Source organism: uncultured Exiguobacterium sp. (assembly GCF_964277885.1).
Classification (GTDB): Bacteria; Bacillota; Bacilli; order Exiguobacteriales; family Exiguobacteriaceae; genus Exiguobacterium_A.
Genome location: NZ_CAXYJR010000005.1, coordinates 2,035,457 through 2,054,098 on the forward strand (window position 1 = coordinate 2,035,457; position 18,642 = coordinate 2,054,098).

The 18,642-nt window shown below is 47.4% G+C and carries 21 protein-coding genes; 2 read left to right on the plus strand and 19 right to left on the minus strand.

The features are described from left to right. Positions 1-39: 39 nt before the first annotated feature. Positions 40-483 (minus strand): GNAT family N-acetyltransferase, encoded by a 444-nt coding sequence (locus tag ACHWTJ_RS12475; protein ID WP_262415792.1) that lies wholly within the window; start codon positions 481-483, stop codon positions 40-42. 13 nt (positions 484-496) lie between these two features. Further along, entirely contained in the window at positions 497-1,498 is a 1,002-nt protein-coding gene (gene holA, locus ACHWTJ_RS12480; RefSeq protein WP_023467432.1) for a DNA polymerase III subunit delta, read from the minus strand. 100 nt (positions 1,499-1,598) lie between these two features. Between holA and ACHWTJ_RS12485 the strand changes: the two genes are divergently transcribed. Further along, entirely contained in the window at positions 1,599-1,760 is a 162-nt protein-coding gene (locus ACHWTJ_RS12485) for a YqzM family protein (protein WP_023467431.1), read from the plus strand. Between the two features lie 36 nt (positions 1,761-1,796). Here ACHWTJ_RS12485 and ACHWTJ_RS12490 read toward each other — a convergent pair whose 3' ends face one another. The 15 genes from ACHWTJ_RS12490 to ACHWTJ_RS12560 all read right to left on the minus strand — a co-directional run bounded on the left by ACHWTJ_RS12490 (position 1,797) and on the right by ACHWTJ_RS12560 (position 14,122). After that, the gene (locus ACHWTJ_RS12490; protein WP_394679792.1) at positions 1,797-3,959 is read right to left on the minus strand and encodes a DNA internalization-related competence protein ComEC/Rec2; all 2,163 of its coding nucleotides are present in this window, start codon (positions 3,957-3,959) and stop codon (positions 1,797-1,799) included. After that, positions 3,959-4,567 carry a helix-hairpin-helix domain-containing protein gene (locus ACHWTJ_RS12495; protein ID WP_294743087.1) on the minus strand — a complete coding sequence of 203 codons (609 nt, stop codon included), beginning with the start codon at positions 4,565-4,567 and terminating at the stop codon, positions 3,959-3,961. Before ACHWTJ_RS12495 ends, ACHWTJ_RS12490 begins: the two co-directional genes overlap by 1 nt. A gap of 228 nt (positions 4,568-4,795) precedes the next feature. After that, positions 4,796-5,524 (minus strand): class I SAM-dependent methyltransferase, encoded by a 729-nt coding sequence (locus ACHWTJ_RS12500; RefSeq protein ID WP_294743091.1) that lies wholly within the window; start codon positions 5,522-5,524, stop codon positions 4,796-4,798. Continuing rightward, positions 5,524-5,871, minus strand: coding sequence for a ribosome silencing factor (gene rsfS, locus ACHWTJ_RS12505; protein ID WP_023467427.1), 348 nt, complete (start codon positions 5,869-5,871; stop codon positions 5,524-5,526). Before rsfS ends, ACHWTJ_RS12500 begins: the two co-directional genes overlap by 1 nt. Next, positions 5,868-6,443 (minus strand): bis(5'-nucleosyl)-tetraphosphatase (symmetrical) YqeK, encoded by a 576-nt coding sequence (gene yqeK / locus ACHWTJ_RS12510; RefSeq protein WP_294743095.1) that lies wholly within the window; start codon positions 6,441-6,443, stop codon positions 5,868-5,870. The genes rsfS and yqeK overlap by 4 nt, the downstream gene beginning before the upstream one ends. Beyond that, positions 6,433-7,002, minus strand: a complete 570-nt coding sequence (nadD, locus tag ACHWTJ_RS12515) for a nicotinate-nucleotide adenylyltransferase (protein WP_394679793.1) — start codon at positions 7,000-7,002, stop codon at positions 6,433-6,435. The genes yqeK and nadD overlap by 11 nt, the downstream gene beginning before the upstream one ends. Next, positions 6,999-7,292, minus strand: coding sequence for a ribosome assembly RNA-binding protein YhbY (gene yhbY / locus ACHWTJ_RS12520; RefSeq protein WP_023467424.1), 294 nt, complete (start codon positions 7,290-7,292; stop codon positions 6,999-7,001). The genes nadD and yhbY overlap by 4 nt, the downstream gene beginning before the upstream one ends. 2 nt (positions 7,293-7,294) lie before the next feature. Continuing rightward, positions 7,295-8,083 carry a shikimate dehydrogenase gene (gene aroE, locus ACHWTJ_RS12525; protein ID WP_294743102.1) on the minus strand — a complete coding sequence of 263 codons (789 nt, stop codon included), beginning with the start codon at positions 8,081-8,083 and terminating at the stop codon, positions 7,295-7,297. Next, on the minus strand, positions 8,083-9,192 hold the full coding sequence (gene yqeH, locus ACHWTJ_RS12530) for a ribosome biogenesis GTPase YqeH (protein WP_023467421.1): 1,110 nt from the start codon (positions 9,190-9,192) through the stop codon (positions 8,083-8,085). Before yqeH ends, aroE begins: the two co-directional genes overlap by 1 nt. Positions 9,193-9,335: 143 nt before the next feature. Then, a complete protein-coding gene (locus ACHWTJ_RS12535) occupies positions 9,336-9,920 on the minus strand; it encodes a YqeG family HAD IIIA-type phosphatase (RefSeq protein ID WP_023467420.1) in 585 nt (194 codons plus the stop codon). Positions 9,921-10,056: 136 nt separating this feature from the next. Beyond that, on the minus strand, positions 10,057-11,406 hold the full coding sequence (locus ACHWTJ_RS12540) for an ArsB/NhaD family transporter (protein WP_294747721.1): 1,350 nt from the start codon (positions 11,404-11,406) through the stop codon (positions 10,057-10,059). 50 nt (positions 11,407-11,456) lie between these two features. Then, positions 11,457-12,236 carry a phosphatidylserine decarboxylase gene (locus tag ACHWTJ_RS12545; RefSeq protein WP_294743107.1) on the minus strand — a complete coding sequence of 260 codons (780 nt, stop codon included), beginning with the start codon at positions 12,234-12,236 and terminating at the stop codon, positions 11,457-11,459. Beyond that, a complete protein-coding gene (locus tag ACHWTJ_RS12550) occupies positions 12,229-12,717 on the minus strand; it encodes a thioredoxin family protein (protein WP_023467417.1) in 489 nt (162 codons plus the stop codon). The genes ACHWTJ_RS12545 and ACHWTJ_RS12550 overlap by 8 nt, the downstream gene beginning before the upstream one ends. A 13-nt stretch (positions 12,718-12,730) precedes the next feature. Next, positions 12,731-13,864, minus strand: a complete 1,134-nt coding sequence (iadA, locus tag ACHWTJ_RS12555) for a beta-aspartyl-peptidase (protein ID WP_394679794.1) — start codon at positions 13,862-13,864, stop codon at positions 12,731-12,733. A 63-nt stretch (positions 13,865-13,927) separates the two neighbouring features. Beyond that, on the minus strand, positions 13,928-14,122 hold the full coding sequence (locus ACHWTJ_RS12560) for a YjzD family protein (protein ID WP_023467415.1): 195 nt from the start codon (positions 14,120-14,122) through the stop codon (positions 13,928-13,930). A 198-nt stretch (positions 14,123-14,320) separates the two neighbouring features. Between ACHWTJ_RS12560 and ACHWTJ_RS12565 the strand changes: the two genes are divergently transcribed. Further along, positions 14,321-15,130, plus strand: coding sequence for a Cof-type HAD-IIB family hydrolase (locus tag ACHWTJ_RS12565; protein ID WP_294743110.1), 810 nt, complete (start codon positions 14,321-14,323; stop codon positions 15,128-15,130). A 49-nt stretch (positions 15,131-15,179) separates the two neighbouring features. Here the strand turns inward: ACHWTJ_RS12565 and ACHWTJ_RS12570 are convergent, their stop codons facing one another. Then, a complete protein-coding gene (locus tag ACHWTJ_RS12570; protein WP_294747725.1) occupies positions 15,180-16,031 on the minus strand; it encodes a YitT family protein in 852 nt (283 codons plus the stop codon). A gap of 188 nt (positions 16,032-16,219) precedes the next feature. Further along, positions 16,220-18,520 carry a glycoside hydrolase family 65 protein gene (locus ACHWTJ_RS12575; protein ID WP_294750273.1) on the minus strand — a complete coding sequence of 767 codons (2,301 nt, stop codon included), beginning with the start codon at positions 18,518-18,520 and terminating at the stop codon, positions 16,220-16,222. Between the last annotated feature and the right edge of the window lie 122 nt (positions 18,521-18,642).

Consider the following 18,642-nt stretch of genomic DNA (forward strand, 5'->3'; position numbering starts at 1 on the left):
ACTCGTGTGAAACGATTCCTTCGTCCGCCATTTATTGTCTTACTTGTCGTCTAGACGGTCGATCATGACATAGTGAAGACCGATCCCTTCAATGAGGAACGGTTCTCCAACACGTTCCAGTCCGAGGCGCTCATAAAAAGGAAGTGCCGTGACGCGGGCGTTACACCACCATGCTGTCACTTGTCGTTCTTTCAATAGACGACGGGCTTCTTCGATCAGCGCCCGACCATACCCTTCACCACGCACATCTTCACTCGACGCCATACCACGAAGCTGGTACGTCGCTCCTGGCGCTTGTGCATGCGATTGTTCCGAGAAACTACCGATTGCGACGATTTGTTGTGCTTTTATCCCGCCGAGATGAAACGTCGATGGCAAGGCATCGTCTGGATAAACACATGCTTCACGTGGTTGATGCGGACGTAACACATCATGCCGTAATGGGATGACCTCTTCTGCTGTAATGATCTGGACTTCCATCATCATTTGCCTCCTCTTATAGCGTCGCTAAGCGAACGATCAACGCATCGAATAGAATCTTCTTATCACCGCGCCCTGTCTTCATACCTTCATCTGTCGTCGTGATGGCGATGAGTGCTTGCTCGAGCTGCGCGAACGTAAACCGTTTGGCAGACTGTAAGGCCAATTTGATCGCATACGGATGAGCTCCGACTTTTGATGCGATTTGTCGTTCTCCGTATCCTTGTTCTGCTAATCGTTTCGATAACAGCATCATCCGGTATTGACGTGCCATCAGTCCAAGAAGGGCTAACACTTCTTGTCCTTGTTTTTCAAGGTCGCGAATCAAACGAATCGCCGGTTCGAGTTGACGCTTCATCAAGTAGTCCGTTAATTGAAAGACGTTGTCCTCTAATGTCCGCGGAACAAGCAAATCGACATCCTCGATTTCGATCGTCGGGCGATCCCCTGCAAACAACATCAACTTCTCAAGTTCATGGGCTAATGTTCCCCACATCTCAGCAGTCAAGAAAATGAGTCGCTCGATTGCCGGACGTTCCATCCGGTATCCTTTGTCGTTGACAGCATCCAGAACGAAGCGGAACAACTCTTCGGTCGTCGGTTTTTTTGCTTCCAGTACCGTCGCGCGCTCCTTCAATCGTTTGACGACGGTTTTTCGTTCATCGAGCTTTTCTGCTTCGACGATCAAGACAACCACCGCGTAGTCTGCCGGTTGTAGGATATAATCTGCTAACCGTTCGAGATTATGTTGTTTTTTATCTTTCGCTCCTGTCAGAAACGTTGCAGGTTTTGCAACGACGACACGGTAGTCGCTTAAAAAGGGTACCGTCTCCGCTTCATCGAGTACCGCATCAAGCGGTTGGTCGTTCAAATCGATTTTCATATAATCAAAGCGTTCTCCGTCCGGAAGAGCCGCTTTTACGATTTCACGTTCCCATTCTTCTAACAAGTGTCGTTCTGTTCCATATAATAAGTATAAATTCGCTAATTTTCCGTTGACGAGCCAAGGAGTTTTCATCATTCCCACCACATTTCACAGTTTGTTCTTAACTTCATCATAGATAATCCTCTTTTATTCCGCTATACTAGAAGCGGAATCTATTAAGGGGGAATGCAGCATGGCACATTCAGTACGCCCACCAAGTGAAAACGCGTTCGAGAACGATATTCAATCAAAACGCAACGATGCGCTCGACTCTGCCGTTGGTTTTGGTGCATCATTCGGCTTCTTCGCAGTCTTGTTCATCATCGGTGTCGCAATTAAGTTCTTAAGTCTATAATCAGTAAAACAGCAACCTTGGGGGGTTGCTGTTTTTTTATTTTATCATAGGTTCACAGCCCGCTGAAGAACAAGTTACACTCCCGTCCTCATCCGTTCGAAAGACGATCCGATCTGTCCCGATCCGCTCAAGCACGTCCGGATGCGGATGCCCGTATCGATTTTTTCGTCCGACTGACAAGATGACAATCTTCGGATTCGTCTTCCGCAAGAGTTCTTCACCGGTCGACGTGTTCGAACCATGATGACCTGCTTTTAGAATATCGATCGGACCAATCGTTAACTCGTCCTCGATTGCTAGTCCAGCGTCACCCGTCAATAAAACACGTTGCTTGGCAATCTGTGCAAGTAATACGATAGACCGTTCGTTCTCTTCTTCTTTTCGTCCAGTCGGAGCAAGCACATGTAACCAAGGGCGAATTGCTTCTCCTTTTCCGACGAATTTAATCTGCGTTCCAGTCGCTTCGATAGAATGAATTAACTCATGCCGCTTCAGATCCATGTTGTCATACGCACCTAAATAAATGGTTTTCACGCGAACTTGACGCAGCAATCCTAGCAGTCCACCGACGTGATCATGATCAGCATGCGTCACGATGAGACCGTCGATTTCTGCTTCTCCTCGTGTGAATAAAAAGGGCGCTACGATATGACTACCCGGATCAAACGGACGGAGCAGTGGATGCGTCGTTTGCTGATAAACGCCACCCGTATCCACGACGAACGTCTCTCCTGCTTTCTCAAGCACGACACTATCACCTTGTCCGACGTCTAAAAACGTGATTTGATCAGGTGCGCTCCATTCCGTGTAGCACCATGCCACAAGTAAAAGGATCAACGGGAGGACATGCCCCCACCATCTCCGCTCAGCAATGAACCAAGCCACGCCTGTTCCGACAACGACAATCGTCAAGACAACTGGAGAAAATACCGGAACGGCCACCATCGCTAACGGCAGATGTTCCGCTAGCTGTAATGCTTGATCCATCCATTGAATCAGATATTGATGTACGATCTGAAACGTCGAACTGAGCGGTAAAAATGGAAGCGTCGCAAGGAGGAAAGATCCCGGCAGAATCACCCACTCAATCCAGCTACCAATTAATAAATTTAACAACGGAGACCAGATTGAAACCGTTGTTTGTTCAATCCCCTGTAAAAACAAAAGGGTTCCAAACTGTGCCCACGCACTGATAAGCAGCCAGTTCCAAGGACGACGAATCGAACCCATCAGTCGTCTCGACAGCACAAGAAACAGCGTCAATCCGACCGTCAATTGAAATCCGATATCGTAAATGACAGTTGGTTGAATCGCTAATTGAAAAGCTGCAACCCCCGCAATGACCTCCACCGGATCTAACGGTTTGTTGAAACGACGACCAAGCAGCAGGATTATCGCGACGAGCACAGCTCGCGTGACCGGTGGACTCCACTCCGTCAACCATCCGTAAATCGGCAGTAAGATCAGAACGATATCAAGTCGTTTTTCTTTTGTCATTCTGATTTTTCGTAAGACGTACAGCAGACCAACTACTAAAAAAGCAATATGTGATCCTGAGATGACGATCGCATGTAATAAGCCAAATTTCTTAAACCGCTCAAGCGTCACTTGATCCATTAATCGATCCTCACCAAACACAAGCGCTTCGACGTAAAATGCTTGCTTTTGTGGTAACAATTCTTCTATCCGTTTCAACCATGCTTGACGTACCCGTCTTCCTTCTGCCGCATATCCGGGTGTCGGATGACAGGAATCAAATGAACGAACTTCCCACTTTCCAGCGTAACGATGTGTATGCATGAATTGCAGTTCGTCAAAACCTCCCGTATTCGATTGTTGACGGATGTCGAGCGGTTCAGTAGTGACGCGACAAGCGTATCCGATTCGTTCGTATCCCGTCTCTTCTTCCGTAATCGTTGCCGTCAATAAAACCGATTGACCGTTACTCTCTGCCTCATAACGAATACGATCCCCATTACGCTTTCCTGATAAGATGTCAACAGACGAGACGTCATGCGGTTCAGGTGACAGATGGCCCGTTCCGATGAATAGACAACTCAGAATGAACAAAAAGAAAAGACGACCGATTGAAAAAGACCATGACTTCATGACAGCGAAGAGCATCAGGAACATTAACCACCAGATCGATTCTTTAATAGCAACGATGAGTAAGAGGACGAACAACACATGAAGTGGCATCAGTAGACGATCAGGTAGGATTTAAGCGATTCTAACGTCTTTTCCCCAAAGCCCTTTACGTCTCCGAGTGATTCATACGTCGCAAATCCTCCCTTCTCCTCACGATAGTTCAAGATCGCTTCTGCTTTTGCAGGGCCGATTCCCGGAACCTCCATCAACTGTTCTGCCGTTGCCGCATTGAGGTCAATCAATCCTTTCGGTATCTCTGCTTTTGAGCGTTTCGTTGGTTTCGACTGATCTTTCGTCTTTTTTACCGGCACTATGACCTCCTGTCCATCAATAAGGCGTGCCGCGAGATTCATTTGTCGAATGTCGGCTTTCATAGTCGTCTTTGCTTTTTCGATGGCGTCTTTCACTCGATCACCGAGGTGGAATTGATAGGGTCCAGGTGCTTCTACCGCCCCTTTCACATCGACCATGATGAGTTTGTCACGAATCGAGGTATCCTTTTCTGCTGGCTCTGCTTTTGCCTCTTGTTGTTTATCCGTTAAGGACGGTTGATCTACCATCGCTTCATTCGAACAAGAGGGTAATGGTACGAACAATAAAATGATGAGTAGCAGGACGACGACGAGACCCGCAATCTGTTGCAAGCGTGGAACGGTCAAGACGAATCCCTCCTTTTCCTACGACTCTAACAGGTCGTTACGGACTTCAGGAAACGAAGGAATACGCACTAACCACTCTTTTACAACACGATACGGTGTGTTATGTCGGATGAAGGTCATATCATCCATACCGTTACTTTGAATTAGCATCTGTTTGACGAACAAAAAATCCGTCTCCTTCAAGCAACACGAACGTGTATCGCTTAAAGAAGACGGATGAGATCACTTTTACATTTTTTCAGCAACGAAGAAAATCCGCTCGGCTGTCTCAGAAGGAGCATCCGGTCCAAAATCGCCTGTGACCGCGAGAACCCGGAATCCGGCTTCGCGTAACCATGTCACGTATTGTGCCGGAGGATACGTCCGCTGATGATGCGTCTCATCGACACGTTCATAACGACCGTCCTCCTCCTCGATGAAGAATGTCAGTTCATGGACAACCGAGAGAGGCGTCTCCCCTGGATCCGCGAACCAGATATACGAACTTTGCTCCGCATGTGTCGCGTACGTCTTTCCATTGAACAACGTTTCCATCTTGTAAGGAGAGTGTGTATCAAACAAGAGACGTCCACCCTCTTTGAGGATTGCTGCTACATGTGTAAACGTCTGTTTGACATCCTCTTCCGTCCGAAGATAGTTCAAGGAGTCGCATAAGATCGTCACGGCATCGACAGGTGTCGGCAATTCGATTTCGCGCATGTCTTGCGCCCAGAATTGAATACGTAATCCCTCTTCCATCGCTTTTTCCTGCGCGACTTCGAGCATCTCTTCCGATAAATCAATCCCGAGCATCTCATAGTGTGCCGCTAATGCAAGCGTCGCCGTACCTGTTCCACATCCGATATCAGCAATCGTACTTCCAGTCGGAACGTATGCTTTGACCCAGTCGACCCATTGATCGTACGGGACGTCTTGCATCAATTCATCATAGATGTAGGCGAACTGTTCGTATGCCATTAGTTGACCTCGACTTCAACCTTTGGAGCGTCTGCCCAGAGTTTTTCGAGGTTGTAGTAATCACGATCGTCACGGTGGAAGACGTGAACGACGACGTTTTCAAGATCCGCTAACACCCAACGTGCCGCATCGAATCCTTCGAGACGTTTGATCGGCAGGTTATGTTCGTGCGCGACTTCTTTGAGTTCACGTGCGATTGCCTGTACTTGTTTTTCTGAATTCCCTTCACAGATGACGAAGTAGTCGGCAACTGGTGAGATGCTCGACATATTCAGGACGACGATATCTTCAGCGCGTTTATCGTCGATGGCATTTACGATTAATTGTAGTTCTTGTTCGACTGTCATAGGACGGTCCCCTTTCGTTTGGCCGCGACGAAGGCATTATAGGTCTCAATCGTCCGCGGAAAGATGATGGCTTGTTTTTTACATAAAAAATGAATCGTCTGACTGAGTGTTGCGATGACGGCGTCCGTCAAATCCTGCTCCGCTACTTCACGAAGCGCTTCGACACCTGGATAACTGCGATTTGGTTCAATCGCATCCGCGACGAAGATGATTTGATCGAGCAATGGCATACCGGGTGCCCCCGTAGTATGATTTGCGATCGCTTGATAAATCACGTCTGAATCAAGACCAAGTTCTCGACGGACAAGCTCCGCACCCACTGGCGCATGAAGCAATTCTTCATCGTAATCGAGTAAAACACGTTGATTCAATTCAACGGCAATCGAACGCATCTCATTCGTATCGCGGTATTTCGCATAATCATGGAGCATAGCAGCAAGTGCTGCCTCTTCTTCGTTGACTCCATACTTGAGAGCCAGATGTCGTGCTGTCTCAACGACACCTAATGTATGCACATAGCGTCGCTCAGGCAACGTGTTCTCAATGATTTGACGTGCTTCTTCAAGGCGCATATAGATTCCACTCCTCAATCCGTTGTCGAACGGCTTCCGGTACAAGGTAGCGAATGCTCCGTCCGCGCGCGACTCGTTGCCGGATGTCCGTCGAAGAAATTTCTAGCAATGGCATATCGACTGCTTTCACACGGGCACCATGCGGAATCAGATACCGACTGCCCGGTCGAGCGACGGCACCAAAAACGACTTCCTCGTATAACCGTTCGGCTTGATACCACGTATCTAGACTAACAAGTGAATCCGCACCGATCAGAAACAAAAACTCATGCTCTGAGTACCGGTGCTTAAGTGCACGAACCGTATCATACGTATAGGAAGGCTCTTTCCGCTCAAACTCGATTGCCGAGACGGAAAAAGCCGGATTCAATGCAATTGCTTCTTCTACAAGGCGTAAACGCTTGGTTGCGTCTGTGACTGTACGTTGTTTATGCGGTGGCACATTCGCCGGTAAAAACCAGACCGCATCGAGTTCGAGTTGTTCCTGCGCTTGTTCGGCAATCAGGAGATGACCGATATGCGGAGGATCGAACGTTCCGCCCATCAGTCCGATTTTCATCGTGGCAATTCGAGCGTCTTGTTCTCTTTTGATTCTTTATAGAGAACGATGACTTTTCCGATGACTTGAACGAGTTCAGCATTCGTTCCTGCGACGAGTTCTTGTGCGACATCCTTTGGTGCGTCCGCACAATTTTGCAATACTTGTACTTTCAAGAGTTCCCGTTTTTCAAGCGCATCCATCAAATCAGCGCACATCGCTTCGCCGACTCCATTTTTACCGACTTGGAAAATCGGGTTTAAATCGTGAGCTGTCGCGCGTAAAAAACGTTTTTGTTTACCTGTTAACATGATTAAAATTCCTCCAATTGCTTTCGTATCACCTGCTCGCCAAGTGCAAGGTCAGGTGCTTGTCCAGTGAAGCGTTCAAATGCTTCAGCCGCTTGTAAGACGAACATCGGGACGCCGTCGAGTGTGTCGAGACCTTTTTCGGTCGCTTCACGCAATAGACGGGTCGGCGTCGGTCGATAAATAATATCACAAATCAAGGCGTGCGTCTCTGTCAATTCGATCGGACGTGCCTCGATATGTGGCGTCATCCCGACAGAAGTCGTGTTGATGATGACGTCGTAACTCGTTAAATCAAATGTTTCTTGCCATGGTAGAACGGTTGCTTCGAATTCACGAGCTACCGCCTCGGATCGTTCCTGTGTCCGATTCGTGATCGTCACATCTCCAGGCAATGCAGCAATGATGCCTCGCGCCGCACCGCCCGCACCAAGGACGAGTGTCTTTTGAAATGACGGACGACGTTCTGTCAACGCGCGGACGAATCCGATTCCATCCGTATTCGCACCAATCAACTGCCCATCCTTCCGGTACACCGTGTTCACGGCGCCTGCTTTTTGAGCTGCTGGTTCCAAACAATCCAGATACGGAATGATCGCTGTTTTATGCGGAATCGTCACATTGATTCCGTCTAGCTGATGTGTGCGTAATTTCGTAATGATTTGCGGCAATTGCTGTTCCGTTACATCGATGAGGTCATAACAGCCGAAAAGCCCAGCCGCTTCCAGCCAAGCTGTATGCAGCTCAGGTGAAAGTGAATGGGCAATCGGATGACCGATGACGGCAAAGCGCATCAGACGAGCGCCTCACGTAAAGATACAGCGACACCTTTCGGGGCGTAAGCAGCGACACGTCCACCTTTTCCGTGAACCGCAACCCACCCGAGTCCACTGAAGACGATATCCGTCTTCATATTGTCTCGGAGGCTGAATTCATGACGGACAAGCGGCGGTAGCATCTCACGCGTCTTTTCGTTTGGCGGAGACAATAGCTCACCGTTATGGTTCGCATATAAATCGTCTGCTTTTTCAAGCTTCGTCCGGTGAACTTTCAATTCGTTCGACATGTAAATGACGAATGAACGCTTGTTCCCTTCCATATAGTCCAATCGTGCAAGACCTCCGAAGAAGAGTGTCTGTTGCGGATGGATTTGGAAGACTTGTGGCTTGATCTCTTTTTTCGGTGTGATCAGCTTCAAGTCCTTTGCATCAACATAGTGAGCCATCTGATGATGATTGATGATCCCTGGTGTATCATACAAGTTACAGTTATCGTCGAGTGGAATGTCGATCAAGTCTAGTGTCGTTCCTGGGAAGTGACTGACCGTGATGACGGCTTCATCTTCTTCACCGAAGCGTTTGATGACTTGGTTGATCAGTGTCGATTTACCGACGTTCGTACAACCAACGACATAGACGTCGCGACCTTTTCGATAATAATCGATCTTTTCAGCGAGCTCATCGACTCCGTGCCCCTTTTTCGCACTGATCAGATGAACGTCGACTGGACGTAATCCAAGTTCTTTCGATGCTTGACGCATCCAGTTCATGAGGCGGTTCGGGTTGAGTGACTTCGGTAATAAATCGGCTTTGTTCCCAACGAGTAAGACATCGTTTTTACCGACGAACCGATGTAATCCCGGCAACCAGCTTCCATTAAAATCGAAGATATCAACGATTTTAACGACAAGTGCATCTTTTTGACCGATTCCGTCTAAGATTTTAACGAAATCATCGTCCGATAACGATACATCTTGAATTTGATTGTAGTGCTTTAATTTAAAGCAACGTTGGCAAATGACCATTTCACGATCAAGTGCAGATTTAGGTGCGTATCCTGGTGCTTTTGTGTCTTCCGTTTGAATGGCGACACCACAGCCAGCGCAGTGGATTTCTTCGATCATATTATGTTGAGCCGCATGCGGGAACGATATCCCTTCTCTTTTCACCGTAGCGCCCTGCTCGCTACTCCAAGAGCGTAACTTCCGACCTCTCGCCGTACATGTTGCGACTGCTGCCTTCCCTTTCATCTACCGATCTGACAGGGTTATTGTTGCTTATCCTGACGAAGTGTTTCGATCGGATGTTCCAGTGCAGAAGGATCTTCCTTGACGCGTTGTGTCAATTTATAGATTCCTTTGCGTTTCATCCGGCGGAAAATGACACGTTCCATCAGGCGATTGAATTTCGTGACAACACCGTCCGTCTTAACGACGGGTTGAACGTGGATGACTTCGATTCCAACGGAGTTTGCACCGAGTACATCCGTGAAGAGTTGGTCTCCTAAGAAGACAACTTCTTTCGCGTGATAACCGAATTCCGTCAATGCTCGTTTAAACCCGATAGGAAGCGGTTTTCGAGCAGGCGCAATATAATGCAATCCGAGTGGATCCGCGAACTTCTTGACGCGGTCTCCATTGTTGTTCGATACGATGATGACGTCGAAACCGTATTGATTATTCACCATATCCAGCCAAGCAACCAATTCGTCTGGAGCATCTGCGATATTCCATGCGACGAGCGTATTATCAAGATCAGTCAAAATCGCTTTGACACCGTTTCGTTTGAGCATTTCAAGGTCGATATCGTAGATCGAAGCCACGAAATGTTTCGGATAAAGTCGTTTGAACAAGAATAAAACCTCCAGATAATGGTCTAGCTCTATAGTTAAGTTTAAGAAACAGTTATGCTCTTATCGTTCGATTATAGCACAATCAGGTAGTAAGAGCGACGCACAAAAGAAAACGGAAGGCGGACCTCCCGTTTTCTTAATAATACCGAATCCACAGATAGAGTTGGGATAAAATCAACGTCACAATCGTGATCGGTGCTCCGTAAATCAAAAAGCGCATATAGGTGAATTTTTCACCTTGTCGTGTCGCAAGACCAGCAACGATGACGTTCGCCGATGCACCGATCAATGTTCCGTTACCACCGAGACAGGCACCGAGTGCAAGGGACCACCATAATACGTCCACTTTCGCATCTGCTGGTGATAATCCAATTCCAGCAGCTACATCATTGATGAGTGGAATCATCGTCGCAACGAACGGAATGTTATCGATCGTCGCACTGGCGATACCGGACAACCAAAGCACAGCAGTCGCTGTCGTTTGAATGTCACCGCCTGTCAGATCAATCGTCTTTTCCGCAAGGTAGCGAATGATACCTGCTTCCTGGATCCCACCGACGAGCACGAATAGTCCGGCGAAGAAGAAGATCGTCGTCCATTCAACACGAGCAAAGATTCCTTCTAACTGATGATCGTTTTCAATCGTCAGCAACATCAGGACAGTCGCACCAAGAATCGCGATGGCTGGTGCTTCGAGATGGAGTCCGATGCGATCAAGCACCGGATGTAACACGAAGAGAGCGATCGTACTGACGAGGACGATACTGCTCCGTGTGACTAATTTTCGACTGACGATATAACTTTTTTCATCAATTTCCATCAATTTTTGTCGATCTTCCGCTTCGACGTACAGCTGCTTTCGGAAGACGAAGTACAAAATACCGATCGTCACAACCGTTATGATCAGGATGATTGGTGCGAGATTCACTAAAAAGGCATTAAACGTCAAGTGTGGGTTCGCGGCGCCAATCATGATGTTTGGTGGATCACCGATCAAGGTCGCTGTTCCACCGATATTCGCGAACAATACTTCTGCGAGCAGGAACGGAAACGGTGCGATCTTCAATATCTTTGTAATCGAGAACGTGATCGGAACGATCAATAGAACCGTCGTGACGTTATCAAGGAATGCAGAACCGAGTGCCGTCAATGCGGACAATAGAATCAATACCTTGATCGGATCTCCTTTTGTCGTCTTTGCCGCACGGATCGCGATGTATTCGAACAATCCAGATTGATTGGCAATCGTGACGAGAATCATCATCCCAATCAATAAAACGATCGTTCCCCACTCGATGTATTCAAATAATGCAGTCTCGAGATCCACGATGCCGATGATAACCATCGCGAGAGCTCCAAGTAAGGCAACGATTGCCCGACTTACTTTTTCACTGATTATGAAGCCATAGGTCACTAAAAAAATGATAAGTGCGATATACGTCTGGACCTGTGTACTTCCGATTTCTGCTAATGCCAGTGCCGGCATGATTCATTCCTCCTAAACGTAAGGAGACGCCCCGAACGGGCGCCTCGCTCTCATGAATGCCATTGTCCGAGGCGTTGCCCCATTAAAACTGGTCCAATCGCTTGTGTATCTAATGTCAATGCATCTTTCGGACAGATCAGGACGACCGTTGAACCGAAAGAAAAGTATCCGAACTCATCCCCTCGACGAAGATCCTTTGCTTCATTCGTCCGAACGATCGAGTTGACGTTCAGTGCGCCGACCATGACATGTTCAAGTGCATGTTTCCCTTGGACGATGCGTGTTACACGACGGTAGTTCCGCGTCAATGGACGAAGCGCATGTGTGAGACCGATCTCATTCACTGGTGCTGAATCGCGACCGAGCGTATAGCTCGTCCGGACTGTTCCATCCATCGGCACATGAACACGATGATAGTTTTGCGGACTTAAGTAAAAAATCATCACACGTCCACCAACATATTGTTGCGCCTCGTGATGGGAACCAAGTAACTCGGATACCGTATACGATTGTCCTTTGACGGTAAAGCGGCTATCAGCCGTCAAGTCATCAACGACAGACAACACACCGTCACACGGACTGACGAATGCACCTTCTGCTTGATCAATCGGTCGCATTTCCGGTTTGACATGTCGAATGAAAACGTCATGTAAACTCGAATACGCTTCTAAATTCCGAGTCGCTTCTGCCATATTTAAATCATATGCCCGAACGAACGGACCGATGAACGGACGACTGACACGGCTCATCGCAAACCGTTTCAATTGTTTGGCAACAAGCGGGTGTCCATTTAATTCGAACACGCGAGAGTAGAACCATTTTTTAATCATTGAGATCACCGGATGATTCTTCTTTTGAATCCTTGACGTCTTTTCCAGCGAAGAACTCTTTATAGCTATCTTCTGTTTGTTCACCTGCTACGCGTCCGACTTCCTTACCGTCCTTGAAATGAACGACCGTCGGTGTACCCTCGATGCCAAACGTGTCCCAAGCTGATTGTTCGACAGCAAGATCGATCTGTTCGAATGGAATGTCTTGTTTTTCACCAAGCGGAACGAGATATGGTTTTACTTTTTCACAGTGGACACAACCTGTTTGATAGAAATACGTATAGAATTCATCACCGGATTTCACTTTATCCGCGACTTGCGTAGCTGTCAGATTGCCATTCTTCGATGCAGAATCCTCTCGGTCCGTGAAGACAAGAAGTAATCCCCCGACCAATACGATCAAGGCAATGACTCCCGCTGTAATCCAGTTCGCTTTGGATTGCGGTTTTTTCGTGTTTTTTCGTTTCGACTTCTTTGACACGTCTATCCCTCCGTCATTCTGGTATAAGCCATTTTTTCTGAACCATTATAGCATGACCATTCGCAAGAATCGTATCGATTTGCAAAGCGTCATCAATCAGTAACAGATCCGCTCGTTCTCCGACCGCGATTCGCCCCCCCGGTATACCATATGCATCCGCGACATGTCGTGTAATTGTCGCGATCGCGCTATCTAGATCAACACCATGTGCCACAGCCTCGCGCACGGCTTGCATCAAGGAAGAGGGTTTTCCTGTATCGATTCGCACTAATTGACCTGCTTCATCAAACGCCGGAAGACTTGCGCCAGCGTCGCTCGACATCGTGACCTGTTCGGGTGGAATTCCCGCTGCTAAAGCACGAGCGACAGCCTGTCCTGCCGGAATCTCGCCTTCCGCAATGAAGCTTTCCGTCGTACACGTCGTGAAATCAATCCGTCCTCCTCGTTTCGCCCAGGCGAGTCCTGCCTCAAAAATTCGTTCACTCCGGTTGATATGCGTCGGCAGGAACTGTCCGATGGGAATGTCAGTCGTATCTATCACCTCATGTAAAAGATCGAGCCCTTGTTTCCCGTCTCCGATATGGACGTTCATCGTTCCCGACACGCCTTTGACCATGCCGGCAATTCGGGCTTCTGACGCTAATCGTGCGAGTTCATGAGCCGTCGGTTGTGTCGATCGGTGATCGTTGATAGCAATCTCTCCGATACCGATCACTTCATTGATAAGGACGATATCATGTCCTGTCGATTGCGTCAGGAAGACCGGCGGAACCATATAACTTCCGCTTAATAGAAAGGGACGGATACCAGATGCAGCATATCCCCGTATGTGTGCTAGTAGGTCAATTCCGGTTCGTGTCCAACCATCCGTTCCGAGTAACCCAACGACCGTCGTGACACCGCCTTCGAATATGTCACGAACAGTCAACGGAGCCGTTCGCGTGGCAAATCCGCCTTCTCCTCCTCCACCAATCGGATGTAAGTGTCCGTCGATGAATCCGGGGACTAGCTGTTTGCCGCGACCATCGATCCGATCTGTAATGAGTGCTTCATCTATGGTGTAGGAACCGATCCCAATGATCTGATTTCCTGCGATGTAGACATTTTGCGGCATCTGTTGCCACAAAACCTGTTCGATGACGATCATCGATCATTCCTCCTTAAGACAAAAAGCGAGCCTATCGCCCATGTGACGACATCTCGCTTTTCCTTATTCTGCCTTAGTCCCTTGACCAAGACCTAAATCTTCATTGACGGCATCGAGTGCGAAGACGACAAGTGAAGTGACGACAGACATAGCTGTCGCGAATCCGAAGCTATACGTTACTGCATCAACTGCCGATACGATGAACACAGCCGTGTTCACGAGTAAGAATGACCAAAAGAATGTCACGAGAAAACGCATGATTTCCCCTCCGTTTCCATAACGTACTATAGTGTTGTCCTACGATTTGTAGTATACCATTTTTTAATCCAAGCAACAGCCTTTCTCCGTTTTTTTCAAACGCTTTCTTTTCCTTGAAAAACTTCATCAATTCATACAGGCGACCGTCACTTCGTATGCTACAGTAGAATTAACGAAAAGAAAGCGGAGGATTCCATCATGACCCGTCACTTAATCGCTGTCGATCTCGACGGCACCCTTTTAAAAGATGATAAGACAATCAGTGCGGCGAACATCGCTGCACTGCAACGCGCGCGTGCGAACGGTCACGAAGTCGTCATCGCAACCGGACGACCATTTCGTCACGCCAGGAAATATTATGAACAGCTCGGTTTAACGACACCGATCGTTAATTTTAACGGTGGTCTCGTTCATCACCCGCAGGATGTTCATTTTGAAGTTCAGCACCATCCGATTCCATTAAAAACTGTTCAACATATTTTGGATTCTGTCGCTGAGACGAAAACACAAAACATTGTTTGTGAAGTCACGGATCATGTCTATTTTCAATATGATCCTGTCGGTATCTATGAATTTTATACCGATCACGCCTTGTCAGTCACAACGGGAGATTTACGAAAGGTGCTTATGCATGAACCAACGTCTCTTTTAATTCACGCAAAAGGAGAGCACGTCGACGAGATCCGTTCCGAACTATCTGGTGTCCATGCCGAAACGGTACTTAATCGCCAATGGGTAAAACCGGAATTCATGGTCGAAGTGATGCGAAAAGGTACAAGCAAAGCAGTCGGCCTTGCCCATATCGCACACCACCTTGGTATTGACTCTAAACAAATCGTTGCGTTTGGTGATGAGGAAAATGATTTAGAGATGATCGAGTACGCTGGACATGGTGTCGCGATGGGAAATGCCATTCCCGCTTTAAAACATCTCGCAAATGGCACGACGAAGCGAAACGAGGATGATGGGGTCGCCTATTACTTAAGACACGTTCTTGGACTCGCATGATAACAGATAAAAGGCACTTGCTGCAGATCGCAGAGCAAGTGCCTTTTCATCATCCTTTTCGGAAGTATCCGACGACCGAGTCCGTCGCGACGACGTTGATGAAGACCGTCTCGTCCGCTTCCCGGCAAATCCGTTCGATATCCCGTAATTCGTGACGCTCGATGACCATCATCAACGTCGCTTTTTCAGCTCGCGAATACGTACCGATTGAAGGAATCTGTGTGATACCACGAATAATATGCTGATGCAGAGCTGTCGTGATATCATCCGCATGATTCGTGACGATGAAAATCGTCAGGCGCTGATTGCTCGTATGAATCTCATCGACGACCTTAGACGTCACATAGATGAAGACGATCGTGTACAAAGCAGTCGACCAACCGAACAACGCACCTGCCAATAATGCGATCAAGAAGTTCAAGACGAATAGATACAATCCGACACTACGATCGGAGAAACGGGCAAAGATGAGGGCGACGATATCAAACCCACCCGTCGAAGCACCGAACTTAATCGTGATACCGGTACCAATCGCAAGCAAGACTCCTCCAAACACTGCATTCAGTGTCTGATCACCTGGTATGACAGCATATTGAGGAATAAGACCAATGAAAATCGTCGTTGCCAAGACTGAAATCAACGTGACAATTGTAAAACTCCGACCTAACATGATCCATGCGAGCACGATCAAAGGGATGTTCAATGCTAAGAACCAGACGTTTTCACCAAACGCGAAAGCTGTATTTTGAAGGACTTGCGTCAAGATTTGGGCAAGCCCTGTAAATCCAGTCGAATAGACACCACTTGGAATCAAAAACCAGTTCATGGCAACGGCAATTATGAATCCTCCAATCGTAGCCACGATCACTTTTAACATACTTTCCTTTACTACTGCTGTCACACGCCGTTCTCCTCTCATTCATAACTATCTTGAAACACTTTAGCACATTCAAATGTCGCCGGATAGTCAAGATTTCCAAAGATTGATGTTCTTTTTCATGATGGCGTTTTCATTTGTGACAAAGGTGTCCTGATTCTTGTTACACATAAAAAAGAACCGACTAAAAAATCGGTTCTTTTTCATCGTTTTTATACTGTCATCGAAGCAGGAACTGTAATCTGCCCCCCTGCTGGAACTTCTACAGTTGTTCCATGAACGTTCAGGCTAAATGTCTCGCCTTCCGTCTGAGTGATTTCGACGGCATTCGGCTGAACATGAACATGGATATGATGACCGCGCCACTGCATCCGGAACGTATAACTCGTCCAGCCTTTTGGCAACATCGGCTTAAGGGATAACGTATCGTTCGCCACCCGTAACCCGGCGAATCCATGAACGATCGACATCCACGATCCAACCATCGACGTGATATGCAACCCGTCTTCCGTGTCGTTGTTGTAGTTGTCAAGATCAAGTCGCGCCGAACGTTGATACAATTCAACCGCTTTTTCCTCATAGCCCACTTCTGCCGCAATGATCGAATAGATACATGGTGATAATGATGATTCATGAACCGTACGTGGTTCATAAAAATCAAAGTTTGCTTTTTTCTCTTCTAGACTGAAGCGATCCGTCAAGAAGTAAAGACCTTGCAAGACATCTGCCTGTTTAATGAAAACAGAGCGAAGGATCCGGTCCCATGACCAATTCTGGTTCAGCGGGAGATGTTTCGGATCGAGGTCAGCAACCAAGATTTGTTCCTTATCCATGAAACCATCTTGTTGCATGAAGATACCTGGAGCTGCCTCATCTTTTGGATAATACATCTTCGCATCGATATCCGCCCACTTCGCTAACTCCTCATCCGTTAATGCTAATTGATGCATGAGTTCTTGCAAGCGTTCTGGTTCTTCTTGTGCTAAATGACGATGAACGGTCTGTGTATATTCGAGACACCATGCCGCAATCAAATTCGTATACCAGTTGTTGTTGACGTTATTCTCATATTCGTTCGGTCCCGTCACACCAAGAATCATGTAGACATCCTTATGCGGCACGTAATTGACACGACTTGCCCAGTAACGAGAGATCTCAACTAACACTTCGAATCCGTATTGTCCGAGGTACGAAGTGTCTCCCGTGTAGTTCGTGTAATTATAAATCGCATGTGCGATTGCACCGTTCCGGTGAATTTCTTCATGCGTGATTTCCCACTCATTGTGGCACTCTTCTCCGTTCATCGTCACCATCGGATAAAGGGCACCCTTCATCCCGACATTTTTATCCGCATTTTCTTTTGCTTGCGGTAATTGATTGTGGCGATACTTGAGTAAATTCCAAGCCACTTCCGGTTTTGATGTTGCGAGATAGAAGTTCAAACAGTACGCTTCTGTATCCCAATACGTCGCACCACCATACTTCTCGCCCGTGAATCCTTTTGGTCCGATGTTCAGACGCGAATCTTCGCCCGTGTAAGTCTGGAACATATGGAAGATATTAAAACGAATCCCTTGTTGTGCTTCGACATCGCCTTCAATCTTCACATCCGCTTCTTCCCAGTGATGCAACCAAGCCGCTTCATGTGTCGCGAGTAATGTGTCAAATCCAGATTCGAAAGCGACGTGAACCCGTTTCATCGCTTGTTCCAGTAACTCTTCGATGTCATGGTCACGATTCGTTACGAGCGCGACGAATTTTTCGACTGTGACACCTTCCCCAACTGCCGCTTGTTTCGTGAAACGATTCGCGACGTACTGCGTATTGCCATCGACGACTTCACACTGTGCCCCTTCGACGTCCGTGATCATTGCTGCCGTTACATGCCAATCGAGCTTTTTCGTCTTCGACGTGACGTAACCGAAACGCTCTTCAATCCCATGTTCAACGGGAAGCCAGAACTTTTCGTCATAGTTTGAATCTTCGTTCTCAACATCCGCATCAAGATACGACTCAATGACGATCTCCGCTTCGAAGTTGACAGGCGTCACTGTATATTGCAAGGCCGCGATTTCTTTGTCGACGATTGAGAAGAAACGCTTGGATTCAATTTTTGTTTCTTCGACACCGTTCTTCAATAACATCGTCCGCGTCAACACACCGTGTTGCATGTCAAGTTCCCGTTTGAAGTCGACGACTTCCCACGTATTCAAATCAACAGCTTTACCATTGACAGATACTTTCAAGCCCATGATGTTGACAGCGTTGAGTACTTTTGCGAAATACTCCGGGTAACCGTTTTTCCACCAACCGACGCGTGTCTTATCCGGATAGTAGACACCTGCGACATACATGCCTTGATGTGTGTCCCCTGTGTACTCTTCTTCAAATGTACCGCGCATACCCATATGACCGTTTCCGATCGATGTCATCGATTCCGCTAATCGATTATCTTCTGGATGAAAACCAAGCTCTGTAATTTTCCACTCACTGACCTCAAAAAGTCGTTTCATCGTCAAGTCGCTCCTTTTATGCTACGCATGTCAGTCACCCTGATCATGTAAGCGTTTCATCTATACTATACAATCTTTATTGTACACATAAAAAGAACCAATGCAATCGTTTGCACGAAAAT

Excerpts from the sequence above, each read along its gene's own strand:
- ACHWTJ_RS12475 (WP_262415792.1), bottom strand. The coding sequence starts at position 483 with ATGATGGAAGTCCAGATCATTACAGCAGAAGAGGTCATCCCATTACGG.
- holA (WP_023467432.1), bottom strand. The coding sequence starts at position 1,498 with ATGAAAACTCCTTGGCTCGTCAACGGAAAATTAGCGAATTTATACTTA.
- ACHWTJ_RS12485 (WP_023467431.1), top strand. The coding sequence starts at position 1,599 with ATGGCACATTCAGTACGCCCACCAAGTGAAAACGCGTTCGAGAACGAT.
- ACHWTJ_RS12490 (WP_394679792.1), bottom strand. The coding sequence starts at position 3,959 with ATGCCACTTCATGTGTTGTTCGTCCTCTTACTCATCGTTGCTATTAAA.
- ACHWTJ_RS12500 (WP_294743091.1), bottom strand. The coding sequence starts at position 5,524 with ATGGCATACGAACAGTTCGCCTACATCTATGATGAATTGATGCAAGAC.
- rsfS (WP_023467427.1), bottom strand. The coding sequence starts at position 5,871 with ATGACAGTCGAACAAGAACTACAATTAATCGTAAATGCCATCGACGAT.
- yqeK (WP_294743095.1), bottom strand. The coding sequence starts at position 6,443 with ATGCGCCTTGAAGAAGCACGTCAAATCATTGAGAACACGTTGCCTGAG.
- nadD (WP_394679793.1), bottom strand. The coding sequence starts at position 7,002 with ATGAAAATCGGACTGATGGGCGGAACGTTCGATCCTCCGCATATCGGT.
- yhbY (WP_023467424.1), bottom strand. The coding sequence starts at position 7,292 with ATGTTAACAGGTAAACAAAAACGTTTTTTACGCGCGACAGCTCACGAT.
- aroE (WP_294743102.1), bottom strand. The coding sequence starts at position 8,083 with ATGCGCTTTGCCGTCATCGGTCATCCGATTGCCCATTCACTTTCACCT.
- yqeH (WP_023467421.1), bottom strand. The coding sequence starts at position 9,192 with ATGATCGAAGAAATCCACTGCGCTGGCTGTGGTGTCGCCATTCAAACG.
- ACHWTJ_RS12540 (WP_294747721.1), bottom strand. The coding sequence starts at position 11,406 with ATGCCGGCACTGGCATTAGCAGAAATCGGAAGTACACAGGTCCAGACG.
- ACHWTJ_RS12545 (WP_294743107.1), bottom strand. The coding sequence starts at position 12,236 with ATGATTAAAAAATGGTTCTACTCTCGCGTGTTCGAATTAAATGGACAC.
- iadA (WP_394679794.1), bottom strand. The coding sequence starts at position 13,864 with ATGATCGTCATCGAACAGGTTTTGTGGCAACAGATGCCGCAAAATGTC.
- ACHWTJ_RS12560 (WP_023467415.1), bottom strand. The coding sequence starts at position 14,122 with ATGCGTTTTCTCGTGACATTCTTTTGGTCATTCTTACTCGTGAACACG.
- ACHWTJ_RS12565 (WP_294743110.1), top strand. The coding sequence starts at position 14,321 with ATGACCCGTCACTTAATCGCTGTCGATCTCGACGGCACCCTTTTAAAA.
- ACHWTJ_RS12575 (WP_294750273.1), bottom strand. The coding sequence starts at position 18,520 with ATGAAACGACTTTTTGAGGTCAGTGAGTGGAAAATTACAGAGCTTGGT.